The organism is Arcobacter sp. CECT 8985 (genome assembly GCF_004116495.1).
GTDB lineage: Bacteria > Campylobacterota > Campylobacteria > Campylobacterales > Arcobacteraceae > Malaciobacter.
In genome coordinates this window covers 1-15,359 of the sequence record NZ_PDKC01000046.1, presented here as the reverse complement: position 1 = coordinate 15,359, position 15,359 = coordinate 1, and the positions used below count along the sequence as shown (strand labels likewise).

Genomic DNA, 15,359 nt, shown 5'->3' with positions numbered 1-15,359 from the left:
CTACATAACATTAATAAAGTCTTTTTAAATGCTCAACATTTGATTTTACAACTAATTTTAAATGAAAATTTTAATGATTCGGATAAAATATATAACTATCTTTTATCAAATGGGTCTTTAAAAAAAGTTAAAAATGACAATAATAGTACTATTTCATACGATGATTTTTGTTTGAAATTAAAAGAATTTTCAAACTCAAAAAATTTGGATATTAATATAATAAATAATAATGAAAAAAATGAAAATGAAATTGACATAAAAAAAGAGATTCAAGATAGTGAGATTGTGGAGATAATTGACAATAATAAAAGAATTGATATTGAATTAATTGATGGAACAAAAGAAACACATAATCTTTCATTTTTAAAAAATTACTATTTAGTAGAAGAATTCAGTGGACGAAAATTTGATTTTATTGAAAAAAATCTATTTATGATTCCACACTCAAACGAAGGTAAAATTTACAATTTTGGAAATATTAAAAAACTATTAAAAAAATCAAAATTAATGCCAGATTATTCTCTTGTTTTACATGATAATTCAAATGATGATTCTAAAATTTATATTTATAGATATATAAATAAAGAATTATACTTTTTAGATAGCTTTAGTTCACTATTAATTGTAGATATTCTGGATTTGATAAATAACTCAATCAAAAATTTTTTAGAATTATATAATGTATATTTTGAAAAAGAAAATGAATTTATAAAATATGAAAACAATTAATAAGTAGATATTTTTTATTTACAAGCATTAACAAAATCATTAAATAGCTTTCTATGCTCTTTCATATAAAATAGATATTCAGGATGCCATTGTACAGCTAACATAAAAGGATAGTTTTTCTTTTCAATTGCTTGTACAAGTCCTTCATGTTTTGCAGTAACTTTTAAATCTTCCCCTACTTTGTTTATTGCTTGATTGTGAAGACTATTTGCTTTGATTTTGTCTTTTTTTATAATATCAAAAAGTTTACTTCTTTTTTTTATAAATATATCTTTTATAGGAAAAATTGAATTTTTATGTATTAAATACTCTTCAATATCTAAAACAGTTGGGAATAAATCACCATCAAAAAATATATTTAAAAGTTGTGCTCCACGACATATTCCAAATATAGGAATTTTTCTATTTACAGCACTTTTTATCATCTCTAGCTCAAAAGCATCTCTTTTCTTATCAAGTTTTGTATTATGAGCTTCTTTGTTACCACCATATAACAATGGATTTATATCACTTCCACCACTTAATAATAAGCCATCAATTTTATCTTTAGAACTATGATCATTTGGCCTTAAACTAACAGCTTTTGCATTTGATAAAAAAAGACTAAGCCTAATAAAAAATTCTGCAAACTTGTTCCCACTATTAGGTAAACATATTCCAATTATTGGTTTTTTATGCATTTGCTAACTTTCTCTTCCCATGCAGTAAAATTTACAAATTTCTCAAGGTGAAAAAGATATCTTTTACTAAGTTTTGTTAATAGTTTTGTATCATTTGCAACTCTTTCAACATATAACCATCTGTTCCATTCATCTGAGATTTTCCAATTTTCTTCTCCTACTAAAGAGTTAGATAATCTATAATGAAAAGCGGGCCTAGAATTTATTTTCTCTTTAGGTAAAGAGTCACGAACTCTTTTTTCATCAATAAATGCAAAAATTGGAAGCATATCTAATGATCTATTTCTTGTAGGATTATATTTTATATAATCATCAATAAACTCTTCAATAGTTGGTTTATAATTTTCTGATAAAATTTTTACAATATAATCTTCTTTAAATTTATCAATATAAGGTGTAATTTTTCTTGTAATATCAACTTTGGCATCTTTAGCAAGAAAACTTTCTAAAATAACATATGACCTTAAATATGAAAGAAGAGAATCAACATCTAAAGATATAGTTTCAATATTAATGTGTAAACCAAAAGCATTATATACTCTTTTTTTAGTACCATGTGCCCCTTCTTTATATAAATTATCACTCAAATTATCAATAATATCTATTTTATCAAGAGGAATGGGCGGAGTACTAACTTCAAAAGGAACTAAATCTTTTGAGATTCTTCCAACCATATTTTCTACTTTATCTATTTTTGTTTTGTCAACTTGCATTCCAATTTTTTGGAAGAAATCTGTAAAATTACTTTTTAGTTTCTGCTTTGTTAATAGTTCAAAGTCAAGTTCAGCTACAAACTTACCATATTCACTATCAAATGTATAAAAGAAATTATTAACCTTAGTCTCTTTTAAATTATAAGTCTTTTTTATCAATGAAACTATTCTTTTCATTTTGATATTAGAAAACTCAATTTCAAAACCAACTTTTCTTATTTCATCTTTATAGTTATTTATATTTGTGGGCATTAAAAAATTGCTCATTCGTAACCTTTAATAATTGGTTTAATTTGATAATTGGTTTAATTAAATTATAACAGCAACTTCTTAAATAAAAATTATTTCATAACTTAAAATATTATAAAAAAATCTCATATATTATTAAAAATCTTTAAAAAAAATCACTTTTTTTGTTAAAAAATGTTATTTTTTTTTAATCTTTCTATAAGTTTATTATGATAAATTTACAACATTGATGTAAACATTTTACATTATTTTTGTAAAATATTTACACAAATTATGAAAGGAATTAACAATGGGAACCCAAATTAAATTGAGTGAACCTAAAAAATCTGATGGCAAAGAAATCTTTAATTTAATCAACAGATGCAAACCGCTAGACGTAAATTCTGAATACTTATATCTATTACAATCTACTTATTTTAGTAAAACTTGTAGTGTTGCAAAAATAGATGATAAAGTTATTGGGTTTATCTCTGGTTATTTAGTGCCAAATGAAAATGATACACTTTTTATTTGGCAAGTAGCAGTTGATGAAACAGCAAGAGGAAAATCAGTAGCAAAAAATTTACTTTTAGAGATTTTAAATAGAGAGTGTAATAAACATATAAACTACATTCATACTACTATTTCTCCAAGTAACAAATCATCTCAAAGATTTTTTGAAAAATTTGCAACAAATTTCGAAACAAAAATTGAATCTTCAACTTTTTTAGAAATTGAAGATTTTAACAGCGCGCATGAAGAAGAGGTCTTATATAAAATTGGACCATTAAAAAAAGGAAAAAAATGAGAATATTTGAAAATTTAGAATCTGAAGTTAGAGGTTATATAAGAAGTTTCCCTACGATTTTTGAAAAATCAAAAGGAGCAATATTAACAAATGAGCAAGGTGAAGATTATATCGATTTTTTTGCTGGTGCAGGAACATTGAATTATGGTCATAATAATGAACACATTAGTCAAGCATTAATTGAATATATTCAAAAAGATGGGGTTGTTCATGGTCTAGATATGGCAACATCTGCAAAAAAAGAGTTTTTACAAACTTTCAATGATTTAATCTTAACACCTAGAAATCTAGATTACAAAGTTCAATTTACAGGCCCTACAGGAACAAACGCTGTTGAAACTGCACTAAAACTTGCTAAATTAGTAAAAGGTAGAAGTAATATTGTCTCATTTACAAATGGTTTTCACGGTTTAACGCAAGGTTCTTCCTCTGTTACTGGAAATAATGATTATAGAGATGAAGCATACATAAGTAGAACAAACACTACATTTATGCCTTATGATAATTATTTTGGTGATATGAATACAATGGCATACTTTAGAAAATTTCTAGAGGATAGTAGTAGTGGTTTAGATATACCAGCGGCTGTAATTGTAGAAACTATTCAAGGTGAAGGTGGAATAAACGTAGCTAGTAAAGAATGGTTACAAGAACTTGAATCTATTTGTAGAGAGTATGATATTTTACTAATAATAGATGATATTCAAGTTGGAAATGGAAGAAGTGGAGAATTTTTCTCATTTGAATTTGCTGGAATAACACCTGATATTGTAACAATTTCAAAATCAATTGGTGGTGGTTTACCAATGGCACTTGTGCTATTAAAACCAGACTTAGACCAATGGAAACCAGGTGAACATACAGGTACATTTAGAGGAAACAATCTTGCATTTGTTGCTGCAAAAGTAGCAATTAAACAATACTGGAATAATGATGATTTAAGTAATGCAGTTAAATATAAAGAGAAAATATTAAAAGATAGACTCCAAGAAATTGCTAATAAAGTAAAAGACGACTTAGAAATTGTAGTTAAAGGTAGAGGTCTTGCTTATGGTTTTGAAATAAAAGATGATAATTCGATTGCATCAGATATATCAAAAAAAGCATTTGAAGAAAATTTAATTGTAGAAACTTGTGGTAGTGAAGATCAAATAGTAAAATTTTTACCTCCACTTATAATTGATGAAGAGACTTTACTTGAAGGATTAAATAGATTTGAAAAAGCAGTGCACAAATTAATAGAAGAGAAAAAAGAAAAATTAACAGGAGAATTTTAATATGATAGTAAGAGATATAAATAAAGACATTATTGGTACAGAAAAAGAAGTTCATGCACAGCAAGGTCAATGGACAAGTAGAAGAATGTTATTAAAAGGTGATAACATGGGATTTTCTTTCCATGAAACAATCATCAAAGCAAATACAAAAACACATATCCACTATCAAAATCACCTTGAAGCTGTTTATTGTGTAGCTGGAAATGGAAAAATTGAAGATTTAAAAACTGGAATTGTTCATGAAATTTATGATGGTGTAATGTATGCATTAAATGAACATGATGATCACAATTTATATGGTGGATCAGAAGACATGAGATTAATTTGTGTATTTAATCCTCCAATTAAAGGTACAGAGAACCATGATGAAAATGGAGTTTATCCCCTAGAAGACTAAAGAGCACATAAACTTATATAAATACTACATAAAATAGAGGGGAAAAAATGAAAGTATGTAAATTTGGTGGAAGTTCAGTAAAGAACTCCACCCAAATAAAAAAGATAGTCGATATTGTAAAAAGAGATGATAAAAGGCAAGTTATAGTAGTTTCTGCACCTGGTAGAGATGAAAAATATGATGAAAAAATCACAGATCACTTACTAAATTTAGCAACACAAGGACAGCATTTTATTGAGCACAAAATTGATGTCAGTGTTGAAAATAGTTTTGAAGCAATTATCTCAAAATATGAGAAACTTTGCGATGATTTACAAGTTTCAAAAGATGAAATATTAAATAATTTAAAAAAAGATCTAACAGAATGTAAACTACAAGAAGAGAAAAAAATAGCATTTTTCTTATCAAGAGGTGAACATTATAATGCAAAAATAATTTGTAAATATATGAAAAAAGCAGGACTAAATATAAAACTTATGCTACCTGAAGATTTTGGATTTATTCTTTCAGAGTCATATACTGATGGAAAAGTATTAAAACAGACTTATTCAAATATCAGTAAACATTTTGATTTAAAAGAAAATGAAAAAGTAATTGTTCCTGGATTTTATGGAATAACAAAAAATAAAGAAATTGCAGTTATGAGTAGAGGTGGTTCAGACTTAACAGGAGGAGAATTAGCTTATGCAATTGATGCAGATATATATGAAAACTGGACAGATACAAATGGAGTATATGAAGTAGATCCAAGAGTAATACCCGAAGCTGATGTAATTCCAAGATTAACATTTAAAGAGTTAAGATTACTTAGTTCAAAAGGTTTTAATGTATTTCACTTTAATGCAATGTTAAATTGTAAAAAAAGTAAAATACCTATTAGAATTAGAAATACAAATAACCCTACAAATAAAGGTACAGTAATATTAAGTGAAAGAGTTCCAATGGAAAAACTTGTTGGAATTGCTAAACTTGATAATATGGCATCTATTCATATCCAAAAAGACATGTTAGGTGAAGAAGTAGGATTCACAGCAGAATTATTGAAGATTTTTGAAGAATTTGGAATAAATACTTATCATTATCCTACAGATAAGGATGATTTAGCTATATTAGTAGAACAAGAAGATTTAAAAGGAAATATCAATAACTTAAGAAGAGCTATAGACAAAAGATTAAGTCCAAATAATATTTTTATTACTTACTCCTTATCTGTAATTACTCTAGTTGGAATTGGTTTAAAAGAGGATTCTTTTACAATTGTAGACGCACTTACTGCATTGAAAGAGAATAATATTGCATTTGAAATGTTTGATATGAGTCCTTCTAAAATTTCATTTCACATTGGAGTTGCTCAAAATATCTCTGATATTGCATTAGAGACATTGTATGAAAAGTTATTGACAAAAGACAATTGTATTTGTTAATAAAGGAAAACTATAATGAAAAAACTGCTTCTACTTTTAGTGCCAATGATTTTAATGTCTACTCTTTTTGCCAAAGAGATAAATAAACCAGAAAACCAAAAAGTAAAAGAAAGATTAGATAAATTACAAAAACCTCTTTTTACTCCTTTTGTTGAAAATTATATTCTAAATGAATTAAAACAATTAAGAATAGATAATAAAAAGCTAAAAGTGGAGCTTTATAAAAAGTTAGCAGAAAAAGAAGTTGAGATTACATCAAATACAATAAGTTATGCAACCTCAACCATAAATAATATTTTTTATATTATAGCTGCAGCTTCATCACTACTTGTTATCATAGGTTTAAGTTCAATAAGAGACGTAAACCAAAAAATTAAAACAATAGTTGATGAAAAAGTATCAAAAGTAATTGATGATTATGAAAAAAGAATGAGCTTAATTGAAAAAGATTTAGATAAACGTTCTAAACAAGTTCTTCAAAACCAAAAAGAGATTGAAAAAACAAATATTATTCACTCTTTATGGATAAGAGCTGCCCAAGAAACAACACCAAGTGGTAAAATAGAAATATTTGATGAAATTTTAAAAATAAAACCATTAGATGCAGAAGCACTTACGTATAAAGCAGAAGCTGCATTAGAATTAGATGAAGCTAACTGGGCACTTCACCTTGCAAATCAAGCATTAAATATTGATGATGATTATCCAAATGCATTCTACCAAAAAGCAAAAGCAAACTCAGTATTAGGTTATAGTGATTTTGCAATAAATGACTTAGAAAAAGCACTTAAACTTAATGAACAATATATTGAAGAAATAGAGAATGAAGAAGAGTTTGATAGTTTAAATGACAATAAAAAATTCCTTGCGTTAATTAAGAAATTTAAACAGGATAGTGAAACTAATAATTAAACTTAAATTTAGTTTAACTTTAATTGATATACAATTTGTATATAGACAAAGGAGTTTATTATGGAAATTTCAAATAATGCATCTTCTTATGTAAATCAATACCAATCTAATAATACTCTAGAAAGAATAGCAACTGGACTAGAGATTAACAAAGCATCGGATAATGCTTCATCAATGGCAATTTCTGATAACTTAAGAACACAAGCAAGTGGTTATGTACAAGCTATTTCAAATACAAATAGTGCAATTGCTTCAACTCAAATTGCTGATAAAGCTATATCTGCACAATCTAATATTTTAGATAGTGTAAAAGAAAAACTTCTTCAAGCTTCAAGTGATACTACTTCACAAGAAGGTAGAGAAGCAATATTAAAAGATATACAAAAATCTCTACAAGGGTTTGATGCAGTAGCAAGTGCTACAACTTACAATGGTGAATCATTACTTCAAGCTTCAAGTGAAGATCAAAGTGCAAGCCAAGCACAAATATATCAAACAGGTACAAAAGAATCTGATACAACTCGTACACAAGAAGTACAAGCAAATACTTTAGGTGTTGGATTAAGTGATTTAACTTCTGAATTACCTTCTGATTTCACAGCATCACAAGCAAGAAGTTATTTAGAAAAAGTTGATAATGCAATTGGAACACTAAATGATTATCGAGGAGAATTAGGTTCAACTCAAAATCAATTAGTAAGTAATGGTAGAAATTTATTAACACAAGAATCACAAACTTCACAAGCAAGAGATGAATTATCTGTTGCAAATATTGCACAGAATATAAATGACTTTAGTAAACAGAATGTAATTTCTCAAGCTGGAGCATATACACAATCTCAATTTAATATTACACAACAATCTGTGTTAAGACTTTTAACATAACACTTGAATAAATCTTCAAGTGTTAGTTAAAAATCGATTGTTTTGTAAATTCTTATTCTTTTTTTAGGATTTTTTGTAACTTTTGAATACTCAATTCCTTCATATCTAAAGTAATTTTTATATCCAGTTATAACTCTTTTAGTTCCAGCTTCTTTATATTTAGTCTCACATTTAGTTCTATATTTAGTTTCATAATGATAACTATTTGAACCATTAGATCTAATTTCATTTGCAATTTTTCCACCAAGTAGCCCACCTACTATTTTTGCTGCAGTATTACCATTACCTTTACCAATTTGATTTCCTAATATTGCACCTGCAGTTACTCCCACAATTGTATCTAATCCAATTGAATTATTATCAGAATAGGAATTATCATCATATACTTTTACTTTATATCTTTGATCATAACACTCTTGAATTGGTTTACTAATTCTTACTTCTTTATATATTGGTTCACTGTGAGTTACTTTTGCAAATTCACTAGATGACAATGAATTTGCAAATACAATATTACAAATTAAAAATAGAAAAACAACGATTCTTTTCATAATAAATCCTTTAAATTAATACTATTTAATTGATGAAATATATTTTGATACAGCTTTAATATCTGCATCACTTAATCTTGCTACTTGACCTTTCATCACACCTTTCATTGCTTTCCCATAAGTTCCATTTTTATAACCATGTAAAGCATCTTCTATTTTTTTTGCATCCCAACCTTTTATTATTTGACTTTTTCCTAATGCTTTTTTTTCAGCATTTGAACCATGACAAGTTGCACATGCTTTAAATATACTCTCACCATTACTTGCTGCCATTAATGAAGTTGCTGATAAAAATGCAACTGTAGTTAAGATTTTTTTTGTAGTAGTCATTTTATACTCCTTTTTTTTATGTAAGAAGTATAAAATTTAATTGTGGATAGATTGTGAAAGTTTTAAACTATTTTAATTTTCCAAAAACTTTATATTTTTCCCAATAAGTATCAATTGCTTTTTTTAATTCTTTATCACTAAGTTTTGAAGCTTTTTTTATACCAAATCTTAAGATAAAAGCTTCTGGCATAACTGTACTATCTTTTGATGGCTTTTTCAAATAATCAATCATAGCTTTTTTTACAGCAGTTTCACTGCTATATTTTAATAAATATCTATAAAAGTATTTATCTATTGATACAGGCATTGTTTTATGACATGAAATACAATTTTTTTCATATACATTTGCAAATGAAAAACTAATAAATACAATAACAAAAAACACTATTCTTTCCATTTAACTTTCACCTTTGTACCTTTTTGTATTTTTGAATTATATTCTATTTTTAATTTATATTCTTTAGCTATCAAGGATACGATATTTAAGCCAATACCAAATCCCCCTACACTTTTATCAAAACGTTTATAACGAATAAATAGTTTGTCAATTTGTTTTTCACTCATACCTTTTCCACTATCTTCAATTATAAAAAAGTTATCTTCTAGTGTTATTTTTATAACGCCTTTAACTTTATTATATTTTATAGCATTGGATAAAAGATTATCTATTAGTTTTGATATTTTTTTCTTATCAATCTTAATAAAAACCTCATCTTTTAAATTTAAAATAAAATCAATTTTTCTTGCATTTGCTAATGTACTAAAATAATCTATTCTTTGCTCTAATAGTAAAGACAAATTAATATTTTCATTTTTTGATATAATCTTATTATTTAACGTTAGATATGTTAAATCCTCATAAATATTTGATATCGTTTTTGCTCCAATATCAATTCTATTTATTTTAGTTTTTAATTTTTCATCTAAATCATTTGACTTTATCATCTCTATATTTGTAACAATAGTACTTACAGGAGTATTTAACTCATGGGTAGTATCTTTAATAAACCTATCAAGCAAATACATTGATTCTCTCATTGGTTTAAGTACCATATTTAAAAGAAAATATCCAATAAAAAGCATAAATAAAAATACAACTGCATATATAAATAATAAACTTTTTTCTAAACTATCAAGCCAATCTTTATTTTCTGTAATTTCAATTATAATATATTTTGCACCAAGATAGTATGATTCTGGTTGAGTTATGTATTGTACTTGATTGTTTGTAAGGTAAATCACTTTATTAAATTTTATATTTTCTGATTTTAAAGTAGAAAAAATCTTTTTCTTTGAACTGTCATAAATAGCTGATCTATACCTTTCATCTCTAGGATAAAATTTATACTTATCAAAATTTATATGCAAATCTTTTAGTCTATATATAAAATCACTTGAATAATCTTGTAATTTTATTCTTTGTTTTTCAAGCATCAAGTCTTTTTTAAAAACATAAAATATATATCCAATAAAAATCAATATTATTAAACATAAAGATAAATATAGTAATGAAAATCTAATTAATGTCTTTTTTTCACTACGAATTAAATCTATATCCAAGTCGCTTAAGGCTAACAATTTTATCTTTTCCTATTATTTTTCTAAGATTTTTTATATATGTTCTCAATGATGTATCACTTGGTTCTTCTTCATAATCCCAAACATAAGAAAATATTCTTTCATGGTCTAATAATTCATTTGGATTTAATAAAAACAATTTCAATAGTTTTATCTCTTTATTCTTCAAAGGGATTATCTCTTCATCTTTTTTCAATACATAAGAAGACATATCAAATACTATGTTATCATCAATTTTTATAATATCTTCTTTATTTAAATACTCTCTTTTTAATATTGTATTAACTCTTAAAAATAGTTCTTTTAATGCAAAAGGTTTTCTTATATAATCATCACAACCACTATCAAAGCCCTCTTCTAATGAAGTCATAGAGTTTAATGATGTTATAAAAATAGCAGGTGTTTTATCTTGGTTTTCTCTTATTTGTTTTAATAATTCAAATCCATTTAATGAAGGTACATTAACATCTAAAAGAAGTAAATCATATTTTTTTTCATAAACTTTAATAAGTGCTTCTTCTCCATCATATGCACTATCAATACTAAAATTATTATCTTCAAAATATTCAATAATAGTATCACTTAAAGTAATATCATCTTCTAATAAAAGTAATTTTCTTTGCATAATTATTTATTTAATCTCTTTTTATTCTTTTTATACTCTTTTTTCTCTTTTTGACTCATTGTAGGAATTCTACTTTTTAACTCTTTATTAAAACTTCTTTGATCATTTTGTTTTACATAGCCCATTATAGCAATCAATTCTTGATTACTCATCTCTGAAAAATCTGTCTTTGCAAATATAGTCGAAAAAAGCATTAATAGTATAAATACACTTTTTATCATTTAATTCTCTCTTTTTTGTTTTAAAAAGTAATAATACCATAAAAATTGTAGAATAATTGTAAATCAATATAGTACATTTAATAACTTATATACTAAAATCAAATAAAAACAAAGAGAGAAAAATGTCTAAAAATATTCTTTTTATTACACTATTAACTTATCTTTTTATAGGTTGTGCAAGTGCACCAACTGAAGAAAAATGGACTTCATGGGTATATCCTGACAAAACACAAACAAAAAGAGTAATCAAAAATGGAGTATTTAACTCTCTTAAAGAGTGCAAAGATGCTTCAATAAAAAAAATATCAGCATTAAATCTTGAAAATAAAGCTGATTACAAGTGTGGATTAAACTGTAATTACAATAAAGATTTGAAAACAGATGTTTGTCAAAAAATGTCTAAATAATTTCATATGACTTTTTTATGACTAAATAATGAGTAAAAAAGTCACACTTGAAAAAATTTTTAAAATTTGTACACTTGAAAAAATTATTATATAAATTCAACTTTAAATATGCAAATATACCATATTTTAGGACTTCTTGAAAATAAAAAAATAAAAAAATCATTTATTATTGAATTTATTGCTAAATTAAAATTTATATATAAAAAGTTATTATTAGACAAGATTTAATAAGGGAAGAACACATGAATGCATTAAAACATATGAAAATTCTATACGTAAATGATAGAAATAGTGATGAGGAATATGGTGTTTCGGAATTAAAAGATTATTGCAATAATATTATTATTTCAAATAATAGTATCAATGCAATAGAAGTATATAAAGAAGAAAAACCTGAGATTGTGATTTACTCTATATCTTTTCCAAAGATAAAAGAAGAAGAGTTTATTAAACAAATTAAAAGCATTAATAAAGATGCTCAAGTAATAATAACTACAGAGCATATTGACAAGAAAAAACTTTACAATGCAATTAATTTTCATTTAATTAAGTACCTTGCATATCCATTTAATATGAATTCTTTACTTGATTCATTGAATGAGTGTATTAAAAGTATTGATTCACATACTTCAAACATCATAAAACTATCAGATAGTTTAACATATGACAAATTTAATAGAACATTACTAAAAAATAACGAGCTAATCTCTCTTTCTGAAAAAGAGACAAACTTTTTTGATATATTAGTAAAAAAAAGAGATAGAGCAATTAGTTATGAAGAATTTAATCAAATCATTTGGCATGGAGAAATGACAAAAGATGCATTAAGATCTATTGTAAAAGATTTAAGAAAGAAAATTGATAAAACAATTATCAAAAATGTATCAGGAATTGGGTATAGATTAGACATTTAGTCTAATCTATACTTTCTGGCTTTCCAAAATAAAAACCTTGAGAATAATCAATCCCCATATTTTTTATAATTTCATAAACCTCTTTAGAATGTACATACTCTGCAACTGTTTTAATCTTTAATTTTTTACTAAAAGTAACTATTAGTTCTGTTACAATTTTTGCATTTAAATCTTGGTTTATATATTTAATCATAGAACCATCTATTTTTATAATATCTACATTTAACTTCATCAAGTACTCAAAATTTGAATAACCTGTACCAAAATCATCAATTGCGATCTTACATCCATAACTTTTTATTTTTTCTATAAAGAAACTTATTTCATCATAATTTTCTATGCCCTCTTCTTCTACAATCTCAAAAATAACTCGTTGAGAGATTGTCTTGTATTTATTTAAACTTTGTTCAATTAATTCAACTGTTTGTTTATTTAATATATCTTCAATTGTAAGATTTACAGAAAACTCTACATCTTTATCACTAAAATATGAAAATGATTTTTTTATAATAATTTGTGTCAATCGATTATATAATTTAGCTTTTTTTGCAACATGTAAAAAATAAAATGGAGAAAAAATAGTACCTTCTTCATCCATTAATCTTACAAGACATTCATATTTTTCAATTTTATTATTTTTATTTGAAATAATTGGCTGTTTAAATACTACAATTCTATCATTTTCTATTGCACTTTTTAATTTTTTTGTCCAATTTATATTTTCAATTAGATTATTTTTTATTTCTCTATTTTCATCAAATACAATAATCTCTTTATTTTCTAATTTTGCATGATTTTTAGCCATTTCCGCATTAATAAAATAGTTTTTTTCAGAAGAAATACCTATACAAAAATCTGCATTAAGAGTATAATTTTCTATTTCAAAACTATACTCTTTTACAATTGATACAATTTTTTTACAAATTGTTTTAAAATAATCTAATGTACATTCTTTATTTGAAGATAAAATTGCATATTCATCTCCTTGAAGTTTATAAAAAGACAACTTCTCCTTTAAAACAAGTTCATTTAATTTTTTTGAAACTTCAATAAGAAACTTGTCCCCTATTTCAAAACCATAAAATTCATTTATCTGTCTAAATCTTTGTATATTAAATATTGCTAATATCAAATTCTCATCAAAATGCAAATCTTCAAGCAGTTTTTGTCTATTTGGAAGTCCAGTCAATGCATCAGTAGTTTGTAGTTTGATTCTTCTTTCTTTATTAATCAAATCAGTAATATCATATCTAATAGCTATGAATTCATTAATCTCACCATTAACATCTACAATTGGAACTATTGTTGATTTAACATAGTATGCACTACCATCTTTAGCTCTATTTTTTAATACACCTTTCCAAACTTTTTTTGATAAAATTGTTTTCCATAACTCTTTATAAATATCTTCTTTAGTATCAGGATGTTTTACTAAATTATGTTTTGCACCAAGTAACTCTTTTCTACTATATCCTGAAATTTTACAAAATTTTTCATTTGCAAAAGTTATAATACCCTTAGAGTCTGTTTTTGAAACAATTGCACTTACATCTACAGCTTTTTTGTATTCATTTAATAATGATAAATTTATTAGTACTTCTTTATTTTTAGTTTTAATCTCTTTTTCATTTTCTATTTTCGTTTTTATCATTTTATTTGCTTGTTTAGAAAGTTCTTTAAACTCATAAAAATTTACTTTTTTTGTATCAATAGTTTTACTATTTTTATTTGCACTTTTAAAAAACTCTACAAATACTTCAAAAGAGTTATCTAAATCTCTAAAAATTTTTCTTGTCGTAAAAATTATAAAATTAACAAAATTATAAAAATTGCAATTGAATAATACAATTTATGCCAAGCTTCAGCTTCTAGTTTATTTTTCTCTTCTTCTATTAAACTATACATTTTATCAAGCTGCACGCCAGAAGATATAATCCATTGCCAATTATCATATTTTTTTACATATGTAACTTTATCTGTAGCTTTATGATCACCTTGTGCTTTCCACTTATAAAAAATAAAAGCATCATTTTTATTTTTTACACTATTTAATATATTATTAAATACTTCTCTTTCTTCTTTTAATTTTATATTTTTATAATTTTTACCTTCATAGTCTTGTCTATATCTATTTGATAAAATTACTCCATTTTTATTCATAACAAATACATAACTATTTTTAAAATATGACATATTTTTTATTCTATCAAGAACATCTTCTTGTAATTGTTTTTTAATTCTTGATTTATAATCTGCAGTGACTATTATTAAATTTAAAGGTTCTATTACTTTTATATAACCTTTTTTGTCTTCTATTTTTTTGGAAATAGGAGAAAAAAACTTCCATTCATAAAAACTTTGTTTTTTCTTTTTTATAAATTTTAGCATTTTTTCAAAAGAGGAATCACCTTTTTTTCTTTCAGATTTTAATATTGTATAATTATCTTCATACTTTTTATTTATTCCATGAAAGATAGTCTTACCTGAAAAATCAAATAAAGAATAATAACCATATCCATCATTAAAAGTTATTCCTCTAAAACTATTTTTAATAATATCAATTATCTGTTTGTTACTTTTTTCATCTTTATATTTATTATAAAGATTTATTGCAATATTATAACCTTCATTTGCTCTATGTTTTAAATTTTTATTTATTACTTTTTCTTGAATTTTATAA

The 15,359-nt window shown here is 24.8% G+C and carries 19 protein-coding genes; 9 read left to right on the top strand and 10 right to left on the bottom strand.

From position 1 onward, the window contains the following. Positions 1 to 729: hypothetical protein (locus CRU93_RS14235; RefSeq protein ID WP_164967691.1), on the top strand; the 729-nt coding region annotated here is incomplete at its 5' end. 14 nt (positions 730 to 743) lie between these two features. On the opposite strand, the gene CRU93_RS13280 is transcribed toward CRU93_RS14235, so the two are convergent. Continuing rightward, positions 744 to 1,409 (bottom strand): gamma-glutamyl-gamma-aminobutyrate hydrolase family protein, encoded by a 666-nt coding sequence (locus CRU93_RS13280; RefSeq protein WP_129104675.1) that lies wholly within the window; start codon positions 1,407 to 1,409, stop codon positions 744 to 746. Then, on the bottom strand, positions 1,391 to 2,389 hold the full coding sequence (locus CRU93_RS13275; protein ID WP_129104674.1) for an amidoligase family protein: 999 nt from the start codon (positions 2,387 to 2,389) through the stop codon (positions 1,391 to 1,393). The genes CRU93_RS13280 and CRU93_RS13275 overlap by 19 nt, the downstream gene beginning before the upstream one ends. A gap of 271 nt (positions 2,390 to 2,660) precedes the next feature. Between CRU93_RS13275 and ectA the strand changes: the two genes are divergently transcribed. Genes ectA through CRU93_RS13245 form a run of 6 tightly spaced genes read left to right on the top strand, consistent with a single transcriptional unit; the run spans position 2,661 to position 8,053 of the window. Then, on the top strand, positions 2,661 to 3,158 hold the full coding sequence (gene ectA / locus CRU93_RS13270) for a diaminobutyrate acetyltransferase (protein WP_129104673.1): 498 nt from the start codon (positions 2,661 to 2,663) through the stop codon (positions 3,156 to 3,158). Beyond that, entirely contained in the window at positions 3,155 to 4,435 is a 1,281-nt protein-coding gene (gene ectB, locus CRU93_RS13265) for a diaminobutyrate--2-oxoglutarate transaminase (RefSeq protein ID WP_129104672.1), read from the top strand. Before ectA ends, ectB begins: the two co-directional genes overlap by 4 nt. A 1-nt stretch (position 4,436) precedes the next feature. Beyond that, positions 4,437 to 4,832, top strand: coding sequence for an ectoine synthase (locus CRU93_RS13260; RefSeq protein WP_129104671.1), 396 nt, complete (start codon positions 4,437 to 4,439; stop codon positions 4,830 to 4,832). Positions 4,833 to 4,879: 47 nt separating this feature from the next. Continuing rightward, the gene (locus CRU93_RS13255; protein WP_129104670.1) at positions 4,880 to 6,256 is read left to right on the top strand and encodes an aspartate kinase; all 1,377 of its coding nucleotides are present in this window, start codon (positions 4,880 to 4,882) and stop codon (positions 6,254 to 6,256) included. A gap of 15 nt (positions 6,257 to 6,271) precedes the next feature. Beyond that, positions 6,272 to 7,168 (top strand): tetratricopeptide repeat protein, encoded by an 897-nt coding sequence (locus CRU93_RS13250; protein ID WP_129104669.1) that lies wholly within the window; start codon positions 6,272 to 6,274, stop codon positions 7,166 to 7,168. Positions 7,169 to 7,228: 60 nt separating this feature from the next. Next, positions 7,229 to 8,053, top strand: a complete 825-nt coding sequence (locus CRU93_RS13245) for a flagellin (protein WP_129104668.1) — start codon at positions 7,229 to 7,231, stop codon at positions 8,051 to 8,053. A 26-nt stretch (positions 8,054 to 8,079) separates the two neighbouring features. Here CRU93_RS13245 and CRU93_RS13240 read toward each other — a convergent pair whose 3' ends face one another. From CRU93_RS13240 to CRU93_RS13215, 6 genes are all read right to left on the bottom strand, one after another. After that, complete coding sequence (locus tag CRU93_RS13240) at positions 8,080 to 8,604, bottom strand: glycine zipper 2TM domain-containing protein (RefSeq protein WP_129104667.1); 525 nt, start codon at positions 8,602 to 8,604, stop codon at positions 8,080 to 8,082. A gap of 21 nt (positions 8,605 to 8,625) precedes the next feature. Continuing rightward, positions 8,626 to 8,934 (bottom strand): c-type cytochrome, encoded by a 309-nt coding sequence (locus tag CRU93_RS13235; protein ID WP_129104666.1) that lies wholly within the window; start codon positions 8,932 to 8,934, stop codon positions 8,626 to 8,628. Between the two features lie 67 nt (positions 8,935 to 9,001). Next, positions 9,002 to 9,331, bottom strand: coding sequence for a hypothetical protein (locus tag CRU93_RS13230; RefSeq protein WP_129104665.1), 330 nt, complete (start codon positions 9,329 to 9,331; stop codon positions 9,002 to 9,004). Further along, positions 9,319 to 10,512 carry a HAMP domain-containing sensor histidine kinase gene (locus CRU93_RS13225; RefSeq protein WP_129104664.1) on the bottom strand — a complete coding sequence of 398 codons (1,194 nt, stop codon included), beginning with the start codon at positions 10,510 to 10,512 and terminating at the stop codon, positions 9,319 to 9,321. The genes CRU93_RS13230 and CRU93_RS13225 overlap by 13 nt, the downstream gene beginning before the upstream one ends. Then, positions 10,472 to 11,137 carry a response regulator transcription factor gene (locus tag CRU93_RS13220; RefSeq protein WP_129104663.1) on the bottom strand — a complete coding sequence of 222 codons (666 nt, stop codon included), beginning with the start codon at positions 11,135 to 11,137 and terminating at the stop codon, positions 10,472 to 10,474. The genes CRU93_RS13225 and CRU93_RS13220 overlap by 41 nt, the downstream gene beginning before the upstream one ends. A 2-nt stretch (positions 11,138 to 11,139) precedes the next feature. Next, entirely contained in the window at positions 11,140 to 11,358 is a 219-nt protein-coding gene (locus CRU93_RS13215) for a DUF1104 domain-containing protein (protein ID WP_129104662.1), read from the bottom strand. A gap of 122 nt (positions 11,359 to 11,480) precedes the next feature. Here CRU93_RS13215 and CRU93_RS13210 point away from each other — a divergent pair, with 122 nt between their 5' ends. Together CRU93_RS13210 and CRU93_RS13205 are read left to right on the top strand one after the other, a co-directional pair. Further along, a complete protein-coding gene (locus tag CRU93_RS13210) occupies positions 11,481 to 11,765 on the top strand; it encodes a hypothetical protein (protein WP_129104661.1) in 285 nt (94 codons plus the stop codon). A 242-nt stretch (positions 11,766 to 12,007) separates the two neighbouring features. After that, positions 12,008 to 12,679: a winged helix-turn-helix domain-containing protein gene (locus CRU93_RS13205; RefSeq protein WP_129104660.1), complete on the top strand. Its 672-nt coding sequence runs from the start codon at positions 12,008 to 12,010 to the stop codon at positions 12,677 to 12,679. Between the two features lies 1 nt (position 12,680). Here the strand turns inward: CRU93_RS13205 and CRU93_RS13200 are convergent, their stop codons facing one another. Then, positions 12,681 to 14,330: a GGDEF domain-containing phosphodiesterase gene (locus CRU93_RS13200; RefSeq protein ID WP_129104659.1), complete on the bottom strand. Its 1,650-nt coding sequence runs from the start codon at positions 14,328 to 14,330 to the stop codon at positions 12,681 to 12,683. A 152-nt stretch (positions 14,331 to 14,482) separates the two neighbouring features. Further along, a partial coding sequence (locus CRU93_RS13195) for a cache domain-containing protein (protein WP_164967690.1) occupies positions 14,483 to 15,359 on the bottom strand: 877 nt, incomplete at its 5' end.